This is a genomic window from Pseudomonas sp. A-B-19, from assembly GCF_019947515.1.
Taxonomy (GTDB): Bacteria; Pseudomonadota; Gammaproteobacteria; order Pseudomonadales; family Pseudomonadaceae; genus Aquipseudomonas.
Window position 1 is genome coordinate 77,169 of record NZ_JAGYGN010000023.1, and the last position, 19,001, is coordinate 96,169.

The 19,001-nt window shown below is 59.9% G+C and carries 18 protein-coding genes; 12 read left to right on the forward strand and 6 right to left on the reverse strand.

Annotated features, from left to right (window positions below; translation table 11 throughout):
* Positions 1-220: 220 nt before the first annotated feature.
* The 6 genes from KGA81_RS22565 to KGA81_RS22590 all read left to right on the forward strand — a co-directional run bounded on the left by KGA81_RS22565 (position 221) and on the right by KGA81_RS22590 (position 5,569).
* Positions 221-1,345: a polysaccharide deacetylase family protein gene (locus KGA81_RS22565; RefSeq protein WP_223548602.1), complete on the forward strand. Its 1,125-nt coding sequence runs from the start codon at positions 221-223 to the stop codon at positions 1,343-1,345.
* A gap of 336 nt (positions 1,346-1,681) precedes the next feature.
* Positions 1,682-3,076, forward strand: a complete 1,395-nt coding sequence (locus KGA81_RS22570) for a PhoH family protein (protein WP_223548604.1) — start codon at positions 1,682-1,684, stop codon at positions 3,074-3,076.
* Between the two features lie 227 nt (positions 3,077-3,303).
* A complete protein-coding gene (moaC, locus tag KGA81_RS22575; RefSeq protein ID WP_223548606.1) occupies positions 3,304-3,777 on the forward strand; it encodes a cyclic pyranopterin monophosphate synthase MoaC in 474 nt (157 codons plus the stop codon).
* Positions 3,774-4,016: a molybdopterin converting factor subunit 1 gene (gene moaD, locus KGA81_RS22580; RefSeq protein WP_223548608.1), complete on the forward strand. Its 243-nt coding sequence runs from the start codon at positions 3,774-3,776 to the stop codon at positions 4,014-4,016. The genes moaC and moaD overlap by 4 nt, the downstream gene beginning before the upstream one ends.
* Before the next feature lie 3 nt (positions 4,017-4,019).
* Positions 4,020-4,472: a molybdopterin synthase catalytic subunit MoaE gene (gene moaE, locus KGA81_RS22585; RefSeq protein WP_223548610.1), complete on the forward strand. Its 453-nt coding sequence runs from the start codon at positions 4,020-4,022 to the stop codon at positions 4,470-4,472.
* Positions 4,473-4,792: 320 nt separating this feature from the next.
* A complete protein-coding gene (locus KGA81_RS22590; RefSeq protein WP_223548612.1) occupies positions 4,793-5,569 on the forward strand; it encodes an ABC transporter substrate-binding protein in 777 nt (258 codons plus the stop codon).
* 133 nt (positions 5,570-5,702) lie between these two features.
* On the opposite strand, the gene KGA81_RS22595 is transcribed toward KGA81_RS22590, so the two are convergent.
* The 5 genes from KGA81_RS22595 to KGA81_RS22615 form a co-directional block, all read right to left on the reverse strand.
* Positions 5,703-6,344 carry a transcriptional regulator gene (locus KGA81_RS22595; protein ID WP_108214957.1) on the reverse strand — a complete coding sequence of 214 codons (642 nt, stop codon included), beginning with the start codon at positions 6,342-6,344 and terminating at the stop codon, positions 5,703-5,705.
* Positions 6,345-6,434: 90 nt separating this feature from the next.
* The gene (locus KGA81_RS22600) at positions 6,435-7,562 is read right to left on the reverse strand and encodes an NAD(P)/FAD-dependent oxidoreductase (protein ID WP_223548614.1); all 1,128 of its coding nucleotides are present in this window, start codon (positions 7,560-7,562) and stop codon (positions 6,435-6,437) included.
* Positions 7,563-7,696: 134 nt separating this feature from the next.
* Entirely contained in the window at positions 7,697-8,641 is a 945-nt protein-coding gene (locus KGA81_RS22605) for an ornithine cyclodeaminase family protein (protein WP_223548616.1), read from the reverse strand.
* A gap of 123 nt (positions 8,642-8,764) precedes the next feature.
* On the reverse strand, positions 8,765-10,255 hold the full coding sequence (gene rhlB / locus KGA81_RS22610) for an ATP-dependent RNA helicase RhlB (protein WP_223548618.1): 1,491 nt from the start codon (positions 10,253-10,255) through the stop codon (positions 8,765-8,767).
* Positions 10,256-10,353: 98 nt separating this feature from the next.
* A complete protein-coding gene (locus KGA81_RS22615; protein WP_223548621.1) occupies positions 10,354-11,010 on the reverse strand; it encodes an alpha/beta hydrolase in 657 nt (218 codons plus the stop codon).
* A 468-nt stretch (positions 11,011-11,478) separates the two neighbouring features.
* On the opposite strand from KGA81_RS22615, the gene KGA81_RS22620 reads away from it, so the two are divergent.
* The 6 genes from KGA81_RS22620 (at position 11,479) to KGA81_RS22645 (ending at position 17,844) form a co-directional block, all read left to right on the forward strand.
* On the forward strand, positions 11,479-12,510 hold the full coding sequence (locus KGA81_RS22620; protein ID WP_007972676.1) for an amino acid ABC transporter substrate-binding protein: 1,032 nt from the start codon (positions 11,479-11,481) through the stop codon (positions 12,508-12,510).
* 65 nt (positions 12,511-12,575) lie between these two features.
* Positions 12,576-13,757 carry an amino acid ABC transporter permease gene (locus tag KGA81_RS22625; RefSeq protein ID WP_223548623.1) on the forward strand — a complete coding sequence of 394 codons (1,182 nt, stop codon included), beginning with the start codon at positions 12,576-12,578 and terminating at the stop codon, positions 13,755-13,757.
* Between the two features lie 10 nt (positions 13,758-13,767).
* Positions 13,768-14,865, forward strand: a complete 1,098-nt coding sequence (locus KGA81_RS22630) for an amino acid ABC transporter permease (protein WP_223548625.1) — start codon at positions 13,768-13,770, stop codon at positions 14,863-14,865.
* A gap of 28 nt (positions 14,866-14,893) precedes the next feature.
* Positions 14,894-15,658, forward strand: a complete 765-nt coding sequence (locus KGA81_RS22635) for an amino acid ABC transporter ATP-binding protein (protein WP_003171943.1) — start codon at positions 14,894-14,896, stop codon at positions 15,656-15,658.
* 232 nt (positions 15,659-15,890) lie between these two features.
* Entirely contained in the window at positions 15,891-16,550 is a 660-nt protein-coding gene (locus tag KGA81_RS22640; RefSeq protein ID WP_223548627.1) for a FadR/GntR family transcriptional regulator, read from the forward strand.
* A complete protein-coding gene (locus tag KGA81_RS22645; protein ID WP_223548629.1) occupies positions 16,540-17,844 on the forward strand; it encodes a CynX/NimT family MFS transporter in 1,305 nt (434 codons plus the stop codon). Before KGA81_RS22640 ends, KGA81_RS22645 begins: the two co-directional genes overlap by 11 nt.
* A 12-nt stretch (positions 17,845-17,856) precedes the next feature.
* On the opposite strand, the gene KGA81_RS22650 is transcribed toward KGA81_RS22645, so the two are convergent.
* Positions 17,857-18,999, reverse strand: coding sequence for a DUF1120 domain-containing protein (locus tag KGA81_RS22650; RefSeq protein ID WP_223548631.1), 1,143 nt, complete (start codon positions 18,997-18,999; stop codon positions 17,857-17,859).
* Between the last annotated feature and the right edge of the window lie 2 nt (positions 19,000-19,001).

The window sequence follows — 19,001 nt, forward strand, 5'->3', positions numbered from 1 at the left end:
GTTGACTCCAGCTATCGCGTCCATAGGTGATGGCCGGTGGCTTGCATAAAACCCTGTGGGAGCGAGCTTGCTCGCGATTGCGGTATGACATTCACCAAAGATGGTGCCTGAACTACTGCTATCGCGAGCAAGCTCGCTCCCACAGTGGTTCAGTGTTGCTGCAGGAGGTGTGTCTGGATCAGCTATAGTGCCGCGCGGGTTTTGTTATGGAGACATCCCATTGCGTATCGCTTTTCTCATCTCGATCTGGCTACTGAGCTTCGGCGCCCTCGCGGCACCTGGCGATGTGGCGACGCTCGATCGCGGCACCTGGCCAGAAAAACTCGGCAACCCGACGCTGTTCGACGTGGCATCGAGGGCCGAGATCCTCATGTTTTCCAATGTGCTGTTGGCCAGTGAGTCGCTGGATGAACCCGCCCTGGCCCAGCGCCTGGGCCTGCGCACGATCAATCTGGAGTCGGTCAACCGGGTTCGTCAGCGTATGTGGCAACGGTTGCTGGCCAACTACAACTACGCCCAGCAGAGTTGCGACCAGGATGCCTCCTTCTGTTTTCTGGTCGAAGACATGCCGACCCTGCACGAACAGGCCGTCAGGTTCCAGGTCAGCGCAGACAGCTACTACATCAAGTGGGCCGAGCCGAGCCGCGTGTTTCACACCCAATACCTGGACGAGCAGTTGCGCAAGGCCGCGCTGTTCCCGCAAACCAGCAGCGAAGTCGATCGTTTTGGCGACTATGAGCGCAGCGGCGACGAGATGCATGACCGGCTGTTTCTGCTGACCTTCGACAGCGCCGCCAACGCCGCGCCGGACAATACCGCCTGGGTCACCGAGTACCTGCGCAAGTCGAATATGAGCGGGACATTCTTCGTCCTCGGCAAGGACATCCAGGCCCGTTTGGCCGAGCATTCGGTCAGCAACCTGCAAGCGACCTACTCGACCCAGTGCATTGGCGTACAAGGCTGGGAATTCCGCTCCCACAGCCACTGGCAGGACTGGCAGGACTCGGTGCGCCGCAGCGCCGAACTGGTCAAAAGCAAGCTGCCGGAGAACTACGTGCCACTGTTCCGTCCGCCTGATGGCCAACGCCGTTCCGATGCCGAAGGCTTCTTCAAGGCTCAGGGTCTGCAGGTCGCGCTGTGGGACATCGACGCCCAGGACGGCGCCGGAAAACTCAAGGGCAACCCGAGTGCACAACGGGTGCTGACCCTGATGTTGCTGTGGCGGCACGGGGTGATCAATTTCAATGTGAAGCAGGATGGGGTGAAAACGGCGTTGCCGTGGCTGGTCACGCAAACGGCGCCGGTCGGAATCGGCTGGGAAGATTGCCAGGATGCGTTTCGCTGAAAACGACAAAACCCCGTAAACATCGGGTTTTTGGCGATTTTGGAAGGGGATTCGTTGCAGGTCGACTTACGACTGTAAACGGGTGATGGCAGTCCGCCAAGTGCTATTGGTCATTCTGAAAAATAAACTTCAAAAAAGCGTCAAAGTACTTTTTTCTGTCACACGTTTTGGAGTATTACGAAGACAGACCGCCGAAACCTGCAACACAGGTGGCGTCTTCCAAGACCCCGCATGTATGCAGAACACTTGAGTCCCCGCAGGTGTATTCGGCAGTCACTTCGAGGCGCAGCACCGTCAAGGTATTGCGTCGAATGGCTCCCACAAAGGTGACCGAGTATGGATGATCACGGACGTAGCTCTTCTTCCAACCAGCCAATCCTTTATGTACTCGATACCAACGTATTGATTCACGATCCAAACGCGCTGCTCAACTTCGAAGAACACCACGTCGCCATCCCGATGACCGTGCTTGAGGAGCTCGACAAACTCAAGAGCGGGCATCACAGCGTTGCCGCCGAATGCCGCCAGGCCATCCGCCTGATCGACAAGACCCTGGGCGATGCCTCACCCGAAGATGTCGAGCAGGGTGTGCCGATCCAGCGTGGCAAAAGCGGACCCAAGGGTTTGCTGTCAATTCTGATGAGCAGGAACGCCGAGCCGAATCTGATTCTGCCCGAGCACCTGAACGACAACAGAATCATCAACCAACTGATCGATCTGCACACACGCGACCCGAAAAAGCCCGTGGTGCTGGTCACCAAAGACATCAACATGCGCCTCAAGGCGCGCGCCTGCGGGATCGAGGCCGAGGACTACAGCACCGACCAACTGGTCGACGACGTGTCCTTGCTGCCCAACGGCTACCACAACATGACCGGCTCTTTCTGGGACCGCGTGAGCAAGGTCGAAACCCGTCAGGACCACGGCCGCACCTGGCATCAGGTACAGTTGATCGACAACCTGCCAGCGGTGCACATCAACGAATTCATCATTGATGAACAGGGCTTTGTCGGCTGGATCAAGGAGATCGAAGTAGACCGCTTGCTGATTCTCGACTTGCACCAGGAACCGTTGCTGCACCAGGAAGCCTGGGGCCTGAAACCGCGTGATATCTATCAGAGCCTGGCGTTGTACGCTTTGCTCGATCCGGACATTCACCTGGTCAACCTGTCGGGTGCCGCGGGTTCCGGTAAAACCATCCTGGCGCTGGCCGCTGCGATCGAGCAGACCATGGTCAGCAAACGTTATCGCCGCATCATTGCCACCCGTAGCGTGCAGGGTCTGGATCAGGAAATCGGCTTCCTGCCCGGCACCGAGGCGGAAAAAATGGAGCCGTGGCTGGGCGCCATCACCGACAACCTCGAAGCCTTGCATATGGACGACGAAAGCACCCATGGCAGCGTCGACTACATCCTCAGCAAAGTGCCGTTGCAGTTCAAATCCCTCAACTACATCCGGGGCCGCAGCTTCCAGCAGAGCCTGATTTTGATCGATGAATGCCAGAACCTCACGCCGCATCAGATGAAAACCATCATCACCCGTGCCGGCGCCGGCTCCAAAGTGGTGTGCCTGGGCAACCTGGCGCAGATCGACACCCCTTACCTGTCCGCGACCAGCTCCGGCCTGACCTACCTCACTGAACGCTTCAAGGACTTCCCGAACGGGGTGCACATCACCCTGCAAGGGGTACCACGCTCGATCCTGGCCGAATACGCCGAATCGCATTTGTAACTGTCCACCGGAACCGGGCGGCCTGGAAGCCGCCCGGTTTTTTATGCCCGACACAAAACCTTGTAGGAGCTGGCTTGCCAGCGAAGGCTGCTTTGAGGCTTGCGTTGAATTCAAGGCCGTCTTCGCTGGCGAGCCAGCTCCTACAGGAATGCGTCCGTCTGATAATCAGGCGTGCGGAAAATTGATCTGCAGGTTTACAATCGATGCTCCTGATCAGGAGTAATCCCGTGCTGACTCATCTCGATTCCCAAGGTCGCGCCAACATGGTCGACGTCACTGAAAAAACCGTGACGTTCCGTGAGGCGACGGCCCAAGCGCTGGTGCGCATGCTGCCCGAAACCCTGCAGATGATTGTCAGCGGCGGCCACCCCAAGGGTGATGTGTTTGCCGTGGCGCGCATTGCCGGCATTCAGGCAGCGAAGAAAACCAGCGATCTGATTCCCCTGTGCCATCCGTTGATGCTGACCGGCGTCAAGGTCGAACTCAGTGCCGAAGGCGACGATTCGGTGCGCATCGTGGCGCGCTGCAAGCTGTCCGGGCAGACCGGCGTCGAAATGGAAGCCCTGACCGCCGCCAGCGTCGCCGCGCTGACCATCTACGACATGTGCAAGGCCGTGGACCGCGGCATGACCATCGAAAGCGTGCGTCTGCTGGAGAAGGTCGGCGGCAAGAGTGGTCATTTCCAGGCAGAGCAGTCATGAACGTTACCGTGAAGTTTTTCGCCCGTTATCGTGAAGCGCTGGGGCTGGACTCTGTGAAGGTTCAAGGCGATTTCGCCACCGTCGACGACGTTCGCGCATTGTTGGCCCAGCGTGACGGTGCCGAGGTGTTGAGCGAGCAAAACCTGATGTGTGCCCGCAACGAAGACCTCTGTCAGCTCAACGAGCCGGTCAGCGAAGGCGATGAAGTGGCGTTCTTCCCGACTGTGACCGGGGGCTGAACCATGGCCATTCGCGTGCAGTCCACGCCGTTCGACCCAGGTGCCGAAGTCAACGCCATGCACGATGCCAATGTCGGTGTGGGTGCGGTGGTGAGTTTTGTCGGCTATGTGCGCGACTTCAATGACGGCCTCGACGTTGCCGGGATGTTCCTCGAGCACTATCCGGGCATGACCGAAAAAGCCCTCGGCAAGATCGCCACCGAGGCCCAGCAGCGCTGGCCGCTGCTCAAGCTGGAAGTGCTGCACCGCGTCGGCGCCCTGGAACCGGGCGAGCCGATTGTCTTCGTCGGCACCGCCAGCGCCCATCGTCAGGCGGCATTCGACGCCTGCGCCTTTGTCATGGATTACCTGAAAACCCGTGCGCCGTTCTGGAAGAAAGAAAACACCAGCGACGGGCCGCGATGGGTCGAAGGGCGTGACAGTGATCATGCGGCGGCGGATCGCTGGAAGCAGTAAGTCCTGCGGCGTTTTCAAGTCAGTCATCGTCGGAGCGCCGCCCGGAGCAAGCTCGCTCCCACAGGGTTCTGCGTCGTACACAAAATTTGTATACAACCAAATCCACTGTGGGAGCGAGCTTGCTCGCGATGGCGTCATCTGCACCACTAAAAATCTTGAAGAACCACCACCCGACCATCGGCCGGCACGGGCTGCATTTGCCTCATTGACGATTTATACATAAAAGTCCAGTATGGAATTATAAGTACAAAAAAGGTTTCCGCCCGTTTCAGCTTTTTCTTCTGTCTTGCCAAACCAACAACAACCGCGAGAAAACGAACATGAAGAAGTTCCCCCTCATCACCGGTCTGGCCCTGAGCCTGTTGGCGTGCAGTTCTGTGTTTGCCGCCGAGAAAACCTTGCGCATCGGTATCGAAGCGGCTTATCCACCGTTCGCCTCGAAAACCGACAAGGGCGAAATCGTCGGTTTCGACTATGACATCGGCAATGCCTTGTGCGCACAGATGAAGGTCAAGTGTGTGTGGGTCGAAGGCGAGTTCGACGGTCTGATTCCTTCCCTGAAGGTGAAGAAAATCGACATGGCGCTGTCGTCCATGACCATCAACGAAGACCGCAAGAAGTCGGTGGATTTCACCCACAAGTACTATTTCACCTCGTCGCGTCTGGTGATGAAGGATGGCGCGGTGGTGGATGACCAGTACGCCAGCCTCAAGGGCAAGACCGTCGGCGTGCAGCGTGCCACCACCACCGACCGTTACGCCACCGAGGTGTTCGAGCCCAAGGGCATCAACGTCAAGCGCTACAGCAACAACGAAGAAATCTACATGGATCTGGCAGCCGGTCGCCTCGACGCGATTTTTGCCGACACCATTCCGCTCAATGATTTCCTGTCGATGCCCCGTGGCAAGGGTTACGCCTTTGTCGGGCCGGAGCTGAAAGATCCGAAGTATGTAGGCGAGGGTGCCGGGATTGCCGTGCGCAAGGGCAATACCGAACTGGTCAGCGAGCTGAACACGGCCATTGATGGCATTCGCAGCAGTGGCGAGTACCAGAAGATTTCCGATAAGTATTTCAAGTCCGACATCTACGGCGACTGATAGATCGCCATCGCGGGCAAGCCCGCTCCCACAGGGATCTCTGCAGAACACAGAATTTGTGTTTTACGCAGAACCAATGTGGGAGCGAGCTTGCTCGCGATGAGGCCCTGCCAGCCAATACATCTCTTGAGACTTAGCCCTTCAATTCCTTCAAATGCTTGTACACCGTCGCGCGGCCCATGTTCAGCACATTGGCCACGTAGTTCGAGGCGCTTTTGCCCTTGAACGCGCCTTCGGCGTGCAACGCCAGCACCAGTTCACGCTTGTGGTCGCGGGTCAGCAGATTCAGACTCAGCTGGCGTTCGCGCAGCCAGGCGTGGAGGAAAGTGTTGATCCGCTCCTGCCAGTCATCGCGGAACAGTGAATCCGGTTGTGGGATCAGCTTGGTCGGCGACAGGAACAGGTCCAAAGCGGCCTTGGCATTTTCAAACAACGAAATGTTCAGGTTGATGCACAGCACCGCCAGCGGATGACCTTCGCTGTCCCGTAGCACCGTGCTGAGGCTGCGAATCTTCTGACCATCCCAGTTGAGCTTTTCGTACGGCCCGATGTTTCGTTCGCTGACATCGTCGCTGAGCATGTCCTCCAGCGCCGAGTCGTCGCCGATTTCCCGTTTGGACAGGTTGTTGGCGATGTAGTCGACCTTTTGCGTACGCAGGTCGTGCAGCACCACTTCGGCGTGGGGAAAGAACAGTGTGGCGATGGCATCGGCGATCGCCCGGAAGTTATCCAGCGACGCAGTGTTCGGGACCGAGTCTTTTTCGGGGGCGTTCATACAGTGGAACTCCAGGCAGCGTCAGCGCCCCATCAAAGGGGCGCTGAAAGTGTGCCGTAATCGTGTGGGCGCGTCACCTGAGGATCAGGATCAGCCGAGGCGGGCAGGGGAGAGCATTTCGGCATTCAGGCCGAAACGGCCGAGCGACTCGGGCAGCGCTGCACCGCGCACCAGGGCTGCGCTGGCCTGGCCCATGGCCGGCGAGGTCTGGATGCCATAACCGCCCTGTGCCGCGACCCAGTACAGCCCCGGCACTTGTGGATCGAAACCGGACAGCAGGTCGCCGTCACTGACGAAGCTGCGCAGGCCGGCCCAGGTGCGGGTCGGACGGCGAATGGTCAGGGTCGTGGCTTCTTCGATCTGGTAGATACCCATGGCGATGTCCAGCTCTTCGGGCTGCACGTCGTGGGGTTCCACCGGGTCGGCGTTGGCCGGCGAGCCGAGGAACATCCCGGCGTCAGGTTTCATGTAGAAGGATTCGTCGAGGCTGACCAGCATCGGCCAATGGTGGATGTCCACGCCTTCGGGGCCGGCGAAGATGAACGCGGCACGGCGTTTGGGTTGCAGGCCCAAGGGCTTCGCACCGGCCAATTCACCGATCTTGTCGGCCCAGGCGCCAGCGGCGTTGATGATGATCGGCGCGCTGAACGTCTGGTTGCTGGTCTGGACGTGCCATGTGCCTTGATCGTCGCGGCTCAGGCTGACGACTTCGCGGTCGGTATGCACTTCGCCTTGATTACGGCGGATGCCGCGCAAATAGCCCTGGTGCAGGGCATCGGTGTCGATGTCGCTGGCGGTCGGGTCGTAGATGGCGCCGTGGACTTTTTCCCGGCGCAGGATCGGCACCAATGCGCAGGCCTCATCGACGCCGAGCAATTGCATCTCTGGCACCGTGGTTTTTGCGCTCTGGTATTGCCTGTTCAGTTCATCCGGGTCACCGGTGAAATCCACGGTTATCTCGCCGCGCGGAGTCAGCAGCGGGTGTTCGCAGAAACCGTTGGGCGGGTTGTCGAAAAAGTCCCGGCTGGCCAGGGTCAGCGCCCGCACTTGCGGGGTGCCGTAGGCCGCGGTGTACAGCGCCGCCGAACGGCCGGTGGAATGATAGGCCGGATGGGATTCGCGTTCGAGCACGATCACGCGACCGTGCTGCGACAGCCAGAAACCGGTGGAAGCGCCGGCAATCCCGCCGCCGATGATGATGAAATCTGCCTGGCTCATGAACGTCTCCTGATAACGCGCGATGCCAATGGTTCGGTACCCTTGTAGGAGCGAGCTTGCTCGCGATGGTGGATCAGGCACCGCTGTGTCAGCTGACACACCATCGCGAGCAAGCTCGCTCCTACAGGGGGGGATTAGTGCTGCAGGCGATAGATCGCATTGGCCAGCGCAATGTCTTCCAGGCCCAGGCCGATGGAGCGGAAAAACACATGGCGATCGTAATCAGGGCGCAGGACTTTTTCGCTGAGCAGGTCGGGCAGGTCGCCGACAATCGCGCCCTTGTCCCAGCCGTGCCGTTCGGCGGCGATCAGCATTTCGCCGGCCGAGCCCGGAGTGGTCAGACGATAGTCGCAGAACACCTGCATGTCATTGAGGCTCTGCGGCGGCACTTCGTGGGCACGTGGCGCGTTGGTGCTGATGGAGGTGATCAGTGCCGGTTTGCGTAAGTGAGACGGATCGATCACCGGGCCGGGGGAGGAGGTGCAGAGCATGATCACGTCGGCGTCCTCAACGGCGGCTTCGCGGCTGTCGAGGATGTTCAGGCGTGGTTCGATGTTTTTCAGCAGGCCGACGGTGTCAGGATCGTCGCTCAGGTTCGGCGAGTACAGGCTGATGCTCTGCCAGTCGCGCAGGCCTTTCACGTAATGCAGGTGCGCCTGGGCCACTTTACCGCTGCCGATGATGGCCAGGCGACTGGCTGTGATCGGGGCGAGGGCGTCGACCGCTACGGCGGTGGTTGCCGCAGTACGCGCGGTGGTCAGTTCGCCGGCATCGCACAGCAGCAGCGGCTGGCCGCTCTGCGTCGACATCAGCAGAGTCCACGCGGTCACCAATGGTCCCTGATCACGGACGATGTACGGCGAAGTCTTGATCCCGTACACGCCGTCTTCGGCCAACACACCCAAGTAGTTGATGAAGTCGCCGGCACCCTGTGGGAACTCCACCAGTTGCTGCGCCGGTTGCACTGCTTGCCCGGTCGCCAGGTCACGGAACATTTTGCGCAGGATCTGCGGTACGTCGACCTGCGCCAGCAACTCGCGAGCCTGGTTCTGGTTGATCACTTGGGGCGTACTGGACATGGTCGGCTCCGGAATTGAAAGTAAACTAATTTGTCTATTATGGACTTTTAGTTATCGCGAGCAATATCCAAAGCAAAAAAAAGCGCAGTCCGTTTCCGGCTGCGCTTGTCTTTTGAGCCTCGCTTAATGAGGACGTTTGCGTTCAACGGCCCGTAGCAGATGCGTCGGTGGCGTCTCACAGCTGATCTTGCGCCCCAGCAGTTCTTCGATGGACGGTAGCTGGTAGGAGTCGTCTTCACCGGCAAAGCTGATGGACACACCGTCGGCGCCAGCACGACCGGTTCGGCCGATGCGGTGCACGTAGTCGTCCGGCACTTCCGGAAGGGTGAAGTTGATCACGTGGCTGATGCCGTCGATGTGGATGCCGCGGCCGGCCACGTCGGTGGCCACCAGTACGCGGATCTTGCCTTCGCGGAAACCTTCCAGGGTCTTGATGCGCTTGTGCTGCGGCACGTCGCCGGACAGTTGCGCGGCGTTGATGCCGTCGCGCACCAGGCGTTCTTCAATGCGTCGCACTTCATCCTTGCGGTTGGCGAACACGATCACCCGCTCCCAACCATTGTCGTTGACCAGGTTGTAGAGCAGTTTGTATTTGTCGGCGCCGGCCACCGCGTAGATGTGCTGCTCGACGTTTTCGCTGGCCACGTTCTGCGCTTCGATCTCGACGATCGACGGGTCGGTGGTCCATTGCTTGGCCAGGTTCATCACGTCTTCGGTGAAGGTCGCGGAAAACAGCAGCGTCTGACGCTCGGACTTCGGTGGCGTCTGGCGAATGATCTGGCGCACTTGCGGGATGAAGCCCATGTCGAGCATGCGGTCGGCTTCGTCCAGTACCATCACTTCGACCATGTCCAGGTGCACGTCGCCGCGCTGGTTGAAGTCCAGCAGACGGCCTGGTGTGGCCACAAGGATGTCGCAGTGGCGGGCTTCGAGGTGCTTGAGCTGCTTGTCGAAGTCCATGCCGCCGACGAACGTCATGACGTTGAGGCCGGTGTACTTGGTCAGGTCGGCGGCGTCCTTGGCGATCTGCACCACCAGTTCGCGGGTCGGCGCGATGATCAGCGCCCGCGGCTCACCCATGTAGCGCTCTTTCGGCGGCGGGGTTTGCAGCAACTGGGTGATGATCGAGATCAGGAACGCGGCGGTTTTTCCGGTACCGGTCTGGGCGCGGCCGATGGCGTCTTTGCCCGCGAGGGTGAAGCCCAGCACCTGGGCCTGGATCGGCGTGCAATACGGGAAGCCCAGGTCCTGGATGGCGTGCATCAGCTCAGGGGCGAGTTTGAAATCGTGGAAGCGGGTCTTGCCTTCCTGGGGTTCGACGACGAAGTCTTCGAGTTTCCATGGGATGACCGGCGCCTTGGGCTTGGGTTCGCGGCGCGGTTTGGCGGGTTTCGGCGTTTCGCTGTGTGGCTGTTCCGGGGCTGTTACTGCCGCAGGTTGGGCAGCTTTTGCGGTCTTTGGCTCATGCTTGGGTGCCGCGGTAGGGGCGGCCCGTTCAGACTGATTACCGTCGGTGCGGTGGCTGGGAGCGTGAGACGCAGGGCTGGGAACTGGCGCGAGTTGCTCAGTCTCGCTTTTACCGAACATTTTCTTGAGTGCTTTGAGCACGGTCATCTCATCAATTGGTTAAGGAATGTACGCCGGCCAGTGTAATGCAAGAACCGGGCGCGGCGTAGGGGGATGGATCAAAGGGCGCTTTTAATCCTGAACGCTCAGCGCAAACGCTCGGCGAGCCAGACGCCGATGTCGCGAATCTCCTCGGGTAACACTTCGTGCTCCATTGGGTATTCCTGCCATCTCACGGTGACACCACGCAGCTTCAAGTGTTCGTAAGCGCTGCGTCCCATTGAGTTTTGCACCACGTTGTCGTACTGGCCATGCAAGCAAAGCACGGGAATGCGCTGCTGGCTGGCGGACAGTTCGAGCGTATCGCTGAAAGTCGGCGCATAAGTAGAAAGGGCAAGTACGCCACCCAGTGGTCCCTGCCATTTCAGGAATGCGGTGTGCAACACCACGGCACCGCCCTGGGAAAAACCTGCCAGGACAATCCGCGAGGCGTCTATTCCGCTGGTGCGCTGCATTTCAACCAGTTCGATGATCCAGTCGGCCGACTCTTCGAGTTGTTCGCGATTGATCGCGCGTGCCGGGCTCATGGCCAATATGTCATACCAGCTCGGCATCTCGTAACCGCCATTGATGGTCACGGCGCGGCTCGGTGCCTGGGGCAAAACGAAGCGGGTGCTCAGCAGGCTTTCCTGTAGCGCTTCGGCCACTGGCAGGAAGTCATAGCGGTCGGCGCCCAGGCCATGCAGCCAGATGACGCAGGCGTCTGCGGTCTTGACGGGTTCAAGAATCAAGGGGTTGGTCATGGCTGCTCCAATGTTGTGCGTGCGCGCTCATTAAGTGCGTGATCCAAGTGCGCGTCAGGTTGATCCGTTAAGAAGATGTCGCAAGGGTACAAGTTTTGCTATTGACCTGCAGCTGAAGCGCTTCCGCGGGCGGTGTGGTACGGGCTTTGCTATGGAGAAACGGTGCAATGCATCTCGCACCTGGCGGTAACACTATCAGTGTACTGCCGACTGTGGGATAGCAATGATTCCGGTGATGGATGTTCGCCAAGGGCCGCTACGGGGCTTCGCGAACGTGAAAGGGCTACAGCCCCGTTCGGCCGACTGGTGAGAGCGAGTTTTCCATGACGTGGATTTTCTCCTACTAGACTCATAGCTAATGTCTTACGTCGGTTGACCCCAAAAAAAGCCAACACGGGTCGACTACGCCTCAAAAGGGTGCGACAGGACTCACGCTCCGACACAACAAGAGCAAAACTGGAGGTTTGAATGAAGATGTTGAAATCCACCCTGGCTATCGTGACTGCAGCCGCGGTACTCGGTGTCAGCGGGTTTGCCCAGGCGGGCGCAACCCTGGATGCAGTGATGAAGAAAGGTTTCGTGCAGTGTGGCGTCAGCGATGGCTTGCCAGGCTTCTCGGTTCCGGATTCCACCGGCAAGATCGTAGGTATCGATGCTGACTACTGCCGTGCAGTAGCGGCGGCTGTCTTCGGCGACGCGACCAAGGTCAAGTTCAGCCAGTTGAACGCCAAGGAGCGCTTCACCGCGCTGCAATCCGGCGAAATCGACATCCTGTCGCGCAACACCACCATGACCAGCTCCCGTGACGCGGGCATGGGCCTGAAGTTTCCTGGCTTCATCACCTACTACGACGGCATCGGCTTCCTGGTAAACAACAAGCTGGGCGTCAAAAGCGCCAAGGAACTGGACGGTGCAACCATCTGCATCCAGGCCGGTACCACCACCGAACTGAACGTTTCCGACTACTTCCGCGGCAACGGCCTGAAATACACCCCGATCACCTTCGACACCTCCGACGAAAGCGCCAAGTCGCTGGAATCCGGTCGTTGCGACGTACTGACCTCCGACAAATCCCAGCTGTTCGCCCAGCGCAGCAAGCTGGCTTCGCCAAAGGACTACGTGGTTCTGCCGGAAACCATTTCCAAGGAACCTCTGGGCCCGGTCGTGCGTAATGGCGACGACGAGTGGCTGGCCATCGTGCGCTGGACTGGCTACGCCATGCTCAACGCTGAAGAAGCCGGCATCACTTCGAAGAACGTCGAAGCCGAAGCCAAGGGCACCAAGAACCCGGACGTTGCCCGTCTGCTGGGTACCGACGGTGAATACGGCAAAGACCTGAAAGTGAAGAAAGACTGGGTCGTACAGATCGTCAAGCAAGTGGGTAACTACGGTGAAGTGTTCGAGAAAAACCTCGGCAAGAGCACTCCGCTGGAAATCGACCGCGGGCTGAACGCTCTGTGGAACGCTGGCGGCATTCAATACGCACCACCAGTGCGCTGATGGTTCTATCACCCGGTGGGCCAACCGCCGGGTGATGTTCTGTTCCATTATTTGCGGGGCACTTCATGCAAAATTCAATCGGCGCACCAAAGCAGAGGCTCAGCCTCAGCGATCCAAAAGTGCGTGCGTGGCTATTCCAGATCATCACCATTGTGGCGGTGGTCTCGATGGGCTGGTATCTGTTCGATAACACCCAGACCAACCTGCAACACCGGGGCATTACCTCCGGTTTCGACTTTCTGGAGCGCAGTGCCGGTTTCGGCATCGCTCAACACCTGATCGACTACACCGAAGCGGACACTTATGCCCGGGTGTTTGTCATCGGCCTGCTCAACACCTTGCTGGTGACCTTCATCGGCGTGATCCTGGCGACAATCCTCGGCTTCATCGTCGGTGTGGCACGGCTATCGAAGAACTGGATCATCGCCAAACTGGCCACGGTCTACGTGGAGGTCTTTCGCAACATTCCGCCGCTGCTGCAGATCCTGTTCTGGTATTTCGCGGTGTTCCTGACCATGCCGGGGCCGCGCAACAGCCATAACTTCGGCGACACCTTCTTCGTCAGCGCCCGCGGCCTGAACATGCCCGCCGCGTTGATGGCCGATGGTTTCTGGCCGTTCGTAGCCAGTATTGTAGTGGCCATCGTCGCCATCGTGCTGATGAGCCGCTGGGCGACCAAGCGCTTCGAAGCCACGGGTGTGCCGTTCCACAAGTTCTGGGTCGGCCTGGCGATGTTCCTGGTCATCCCCGCGCTGTGCGCACTGATCTTCGGCGTGCCGCTGCACTGGGAAATGCCGAAGCTGCAAGGCTTCAACTTCGTCGGTGGCTGGGTGCTGATCCCGGAACTGCTGGCGCTGACCCTGGCCCTGACCGTATACACCGCGGCGTTCATCGCCGAGATCGTGCGCTCGGGCATCAAGTCGGTCAGCCATGGCCAGACCGAAGCGGCGCACTCGCTGGGGCTGCGTAACGGTCCGACCCTGCGCAAGGTGATCATCCCGCAAGCGCTGCGCGTGATCATTCCACCGCTGACCAGCCAATACCTGAACCTGGCGAAGAACTCCTCGCTGGCGGCCGGTATCGGTTATCCGGAAATGGTCTCGCTGTTCGCCGGCACCGTGCTCAACCAGACCGGGCAGGCGATCGAGGTGATTGCCATCACCATGAGCGTGTACCTGGCGATCAGTATCAGCATTTCCCTGCTGATGAACTGGTACAACAAGCGCATTGCGCTGATCGAGCGGTAAGGAAAAGCGCATGAGCACTCATACTTTCAAACCTGACATGCCTCCACCGGGCCGCAGCATCGGTGTGGTGGCGTGGATGCGCGCGAACATGTTCTCCAGCTGGCTCAACACCCTGCTGACCCTGTTTGCGTTTTATCTGATTTACCTGGTGATTCCGCCGATCCTGAGCTGGGCCATTCTCGACGCCAACTGGGTGGGCACGACCCGCGCCGACTGCACCAAGGAAGGCGCCTGCTGGGTGTTCATCCAGCAGCGTTTCGGCCAGTTCATGTATGGCTACTACCCGCCGGAAATGCGCTGGCGCGTGGACCTGACGGTGTGGCTGGCGATCGTTGGCGTGGCGCCGTTGTTCATCTCGCGCTTTCATCATAAAGCGGTGTACGGGCTGAGCTTCCTGGTGCTGTACCCGATCTTTGCCTACTTCTTGCTGCACGGTGGCATCTTCGGCCTGACCGATGTGGCGACCAGCCAATGGGGCGGCCTGATGCTGACCCTGGTGATCGCCACCGTCGGCATTGCCGGTGCGCTGCCGCTGGGGATTGTCCTGGCCCTGGGTCGCCGTTCGAACATGCCGGCGATTCGCGTGGTCTGCGTGACCTTCATCGAATTCTGGCGTGGCGTGCCGTTGATCACGGTGCTGTTCATGTCCTCGGTGATGCTGCCGTTGTTCCTGCCCGAAGGCATGAACTTCGACAAGCTGCTGCGGGCGCTGATCGGCGTGATTCTGTTCCAGTCGGCCTACGTGGCCGAGGTGGTGCGTGGCGGTCTGCAGGCGATTCCCAAAGGTCAGTACGAAGCCGCTGCCGCGATGGGGCTGGGCTACTGGCGCAGCATGGGCCTGGTGATTCTGCCGCAAGCCCTGAAGCTGGTGATCCCCGGCATCGTCAACACCTTCATTGCGCTGTTCAAGGACACGAGCCTGGTGATCATCATCGGCCTGTTCGACCTGCTCAACAGCGTCAAGCAAGCTGCGGCCGACCCGAAATGGTTGGGCATGGCCACCGAAGGTTATGTGTTCGCCGCCCTGGTGTTCTGGATTTTCTGTTTTGGTATGTCGCGCTATTCCATGCATCTGGAACGCAAGCTCGACACAGGCCACAAGCGCTAAGTCGCTACCTAATTTAGGAAGTTCTTTTATGAGCGAAGCAATCAAACAGCCTGTGAGCCCTGAAGGCATTATTCAGATGCAGGGCGTGAACAAGTGGTACGGCCAGTTCCACGTGCTCAAAGACATCAACCTCAACGTCAAGCAGGGCGAGCGTATCGTCCTGTGCGGGCCGTCGGGTTCCGGCAAGTCCACCACCATCCGCTGCCTCAACCGTCTGGAGGAGCACCAGCAGGGCCGCATCGTGGTCGATGGCGTGGAACTGACCAACGATCTCAAGCAGATCGAGGCGATCCGCCGTGAAGTCGGCATGGTGTTCCAGCACTTCAACCTGTTCCCGCACCTGACCATCTTGCAGAACTGCACCCTGGCGCCGATGTGGGTGCGCAAGATGCCCAAGCGCAAGGCCGAGGAAATTGCCATGCACTATCTGGAACGCGTACGCATTCCGGAGCAGGCGCATAAGTTCCCGGGGCAACTGTCCGGCGGTCAGCAGCAGCGTGTGGCGATCGCCCGCGCGCTGTGCATGAAACCGAAAATCATGCTGTTCGACGAACCGACTTCGGCGCTCGACCCGGAGATGGTGAAGGAAGTACTCGATACCATGATCGGCCTGGCCGAAGACGGCATGACCATGCTCTGCGTCACCCACGAAATGGGCTTCGCCCGCACCGTGGCCAATCGCGTGATCTTCATGGACAAGGGTGAAATCGTCGAGCAGGCGGCGCCGAACGACTTCTTCGATAACCCGCAGAATGATCGCACCAAGCTGTTCCTGAGCCAGATCCTGCATTGATCGAACCCAGGCACTGAAATAAACCCGGACCGAGTTCCGGGTTTATTTTTGGTGCGATTTACGTCCACCTGTAGGAGCTGGCTTGCCAGCGAAGGCGATCGTCCATTCAGCATTATGTGCCTGATATACCGCTTTCGCTGGCAAGCCAGCTCCTACAGGGGTTGTGTGGATTGCCTGGTCTGACTAATATGTCAGGAAATTCATCCTATGATTGGATGAGGGGGCGAATTCCATGTCTGAAATATCCCCGATAGTGAAACGATCCCTGGTCGATCAGGCCCTGGACCAACTGCGCCTGCGCATCAACCAAGGCGTCTGGGTCGTGGGTCAGCGGTTGCCTACCGAGCCTGAGTTGTCCGCCGAGCTGGGCATCAGCCGCAACACCGTGCGCGAAGCCATGCGCGTGTTGGCGTTTTCCGGTTTGATCGAAATCCGTCAGGGCGACGGCAGTTACCTGCGCGCGGTGATCGATCCGCTCGATACCTTGAAGGCGCTGTCCCGTTGCTCCCTTGAGCAGGCCCGGGAAACCCGGCACATCCTTGAAGTCGAGGCCGTCGGCCTGGCAGCCATGCGCCGCACCAATGAAGACCTGGTGGCATTGCGCGAGGCGCTGGGTGTCAGCGGTAGCCACTACCACGGCGATCTCGACACCTACATCGCCTGCGATCTGGTGTTTCACCGCCGCTTGGTGGACGCTGCGCACAACCCGACCCTCAGTGAGTTGTACCGCTATTTCTCCAGCATCGTCGGCGCACAGTTGCGCCAGACCCTGAGCATCGTCCCGCGCCGCCAGGAAGTGTTCGACCTGCACATCGCGTTGCTCGATGCCGTCGAACAAAGCGACCCGGAACGGGCCAAAACCCTGTCGAGGCAGTTGATCGATGAACCTTGAAACCGAGAAGTCGATGCACCGCAGTGATTTATCCACAGTGTCAAAACGTTCGGCAGAGCTGGAAGAGCTGTTGATCGACGCCGAGGCCGATGACGAACAGGTCCAGCAAACCCACCCGGTTCTGCGCCGGCCGTGGCTGTTGCTGATGGGCCTGATACTTGTGGCGCTGAACCTGCGCCCGGCGCTGTCGAGCATGGCGCCGATGCTCAGCGAAGTGTCGAAGTCCCTGGGCTTGTCCGCATCGCAGGCCGGTTTGCTAACGACGTTGCCCGTGCTGTGCCTTGGCCTGTTTGCACCATTGGCGCCGGTGCTGGCGCGTCGTTTCGGTGCCGAGCGGGTGGTGCTGGGCATTCTGCTGACCCTGGCGGGCGGGATCATCCTGCGCAGTTCGTTCGGTGAGATCGGTCTTTTTGCTGGCAGCGTGCTCGCCGGTGCCAGCATCGGCGTGATCGGCGTTTTGCTGCCGGGCATCGTCAAGCGTGACTTCCCGAAACAGGCCGGGACCATGACCGGCGTCTACACCATGGCCCTATGCCTGGGGGCGGCGATGGCGGCGGGTGCGACAGTGCCGCTCAGTGAGCATTTCGACAAAAGCTGGGCGGTGGGTCTCGGCTTCTGGGTCATTCCGGCCTTTGCGGCGGCACTGTTCTGGCTGCCGCAAGTCGGCCAGAAACACGGAGCGCACCATGTCGCCTACCGCGTTCGGGGACTATTGCGTGACCCGCTGGCCTGGCAGGTGACCTTGTACATGGGCTTGCAATCGTCCCTGGCCTACATCGTGTTCGGCTGGTTGCCGTCGATTCTGATCGGACGTGGCCTGACTCCGACCCAGGCCGGGCTGGTGTTGTCGGGTTCGGTGATCGTGCAACTGGTCAGCTCCCTCGCCGCGCCATGGCTGGCGACGCGCGGCAAGGATCAGCGGTTGGCGATTGTGATCGTGATGGCCCTGACGCTCGGCGGTCTGTTCGGTTGCCTGTACGCACCGATCGAAGGCTTGTGGGGCTGGGCGATCATGCTCGGGTTGGGGCAGGGCGCCACGTTCAGCCTGGCATTGACCCTGATCGTGCTGCGCTCGCGCGATTCCCATGTGGCGGCGAACCTGTCGAGCATGGCCCAGGGCTTCGGTTACACCCTGGCGTCCATGGGGCCGTTCGCGGTCGGTATCGTGCATGACTGGACCGGCGGCTGGACGGCCGTGGGCTGGATTTTTGGCGTCATTGGCCTCGGTGCGATCACCGCCGGGCTGGGTGCCGGGCGGGCGCTGTATGTGCAGGTGGTCAGCGAGAGAATTTAAAGCAGTCAAGCACTACAAATACAGGACTTCCAGCGTCGCAGAACCATCGAGGATCACTTTGTCGGTGAGATCCAGGGTCGAAGTGGGGGCAATGACGGCCTCTACCGTTACCTTCGTGGTGAGGTTCTGGATCGGCACCGGGCCTGAGAGGCTGCCGGCATTATGGGTAAACCCCAGGAGACTTCTCTGAGCCATCGGTATCGGGTTCGAACTGGCGCGGCTCCAGGCCGTCCCGTCGGTGGTGGAGTCGGTTCGGTACAGGCGGGAGAAATGGTCGGCGCTGGCATCCGTGGGGTCGACGTTCAGTGAATACAGGCCGATTTTATTGCTGCTGTTGTCCAGACCGAGGCCGTAGTAAATCTCGCTGTTGACGGCAGCCGAGCCTGCGCGGTTGTCGTGCATGAGCAGGGCAAAGGGGGTCGGGGCATCGCAGCCAACCTGTAGGGTCAAGCTCTTGGGTGGCAGACGAGTGCTGTTGTCGCGATCAAGATCGTTTTTCGACATCCGACCGAAATCCACCCGACCGCCATTGGACAGTTTCACGTGACAGGCGGCGGGCGCAAAACGTGCACGCAGGGTTATCTCTGCGGAGCGCCCCGCGGCGACCGGCTCGAACAGCCCGGAGGATTCCCAGACAGCGGCGTCACGAAGCTGCGACACCTGCGCCTGTGTCCAGGCTGTCAGTTGAAGTTGAGCTGACAGGTTTTTCCCTCGCACGGCGACGCCACTGCGCACTGGAACAATGGCCTGCCCGGGTCGCCAAGGCAGGCCTGAGGCTGTGGCCTGCGGTGCTTGGCCGGCAGTGGAAATCAAACCCAGGTCCACCGGTTGTCCATCTAGCACCGCATCACTGATGTGTACGGTGTAGCTGCCGTGGTCGGCGAGCCGATAGCGCTCTGCGGTCGCAGCGATGGCGCGATAAAACACACTCATGTCGGCGGGTTGCGGGCAATTCAGGTTCAAGCTCACGCGACGCTCACCCAAGGTTTGCTCCTGGGGTTCGGGAGTGCGAATCGCCCTTTGCATCAAACCGTAATCGAGTACCGACTGGCTCAGGCTGAGCCGGCAGTCATCGGCGAGCGCCCGGGCATCAGGCATGAGCCCGCCCAGCGTCAGGGTGGCGAAGGTCAGCATCAAAGGTGCGGGCAGTTTCATGC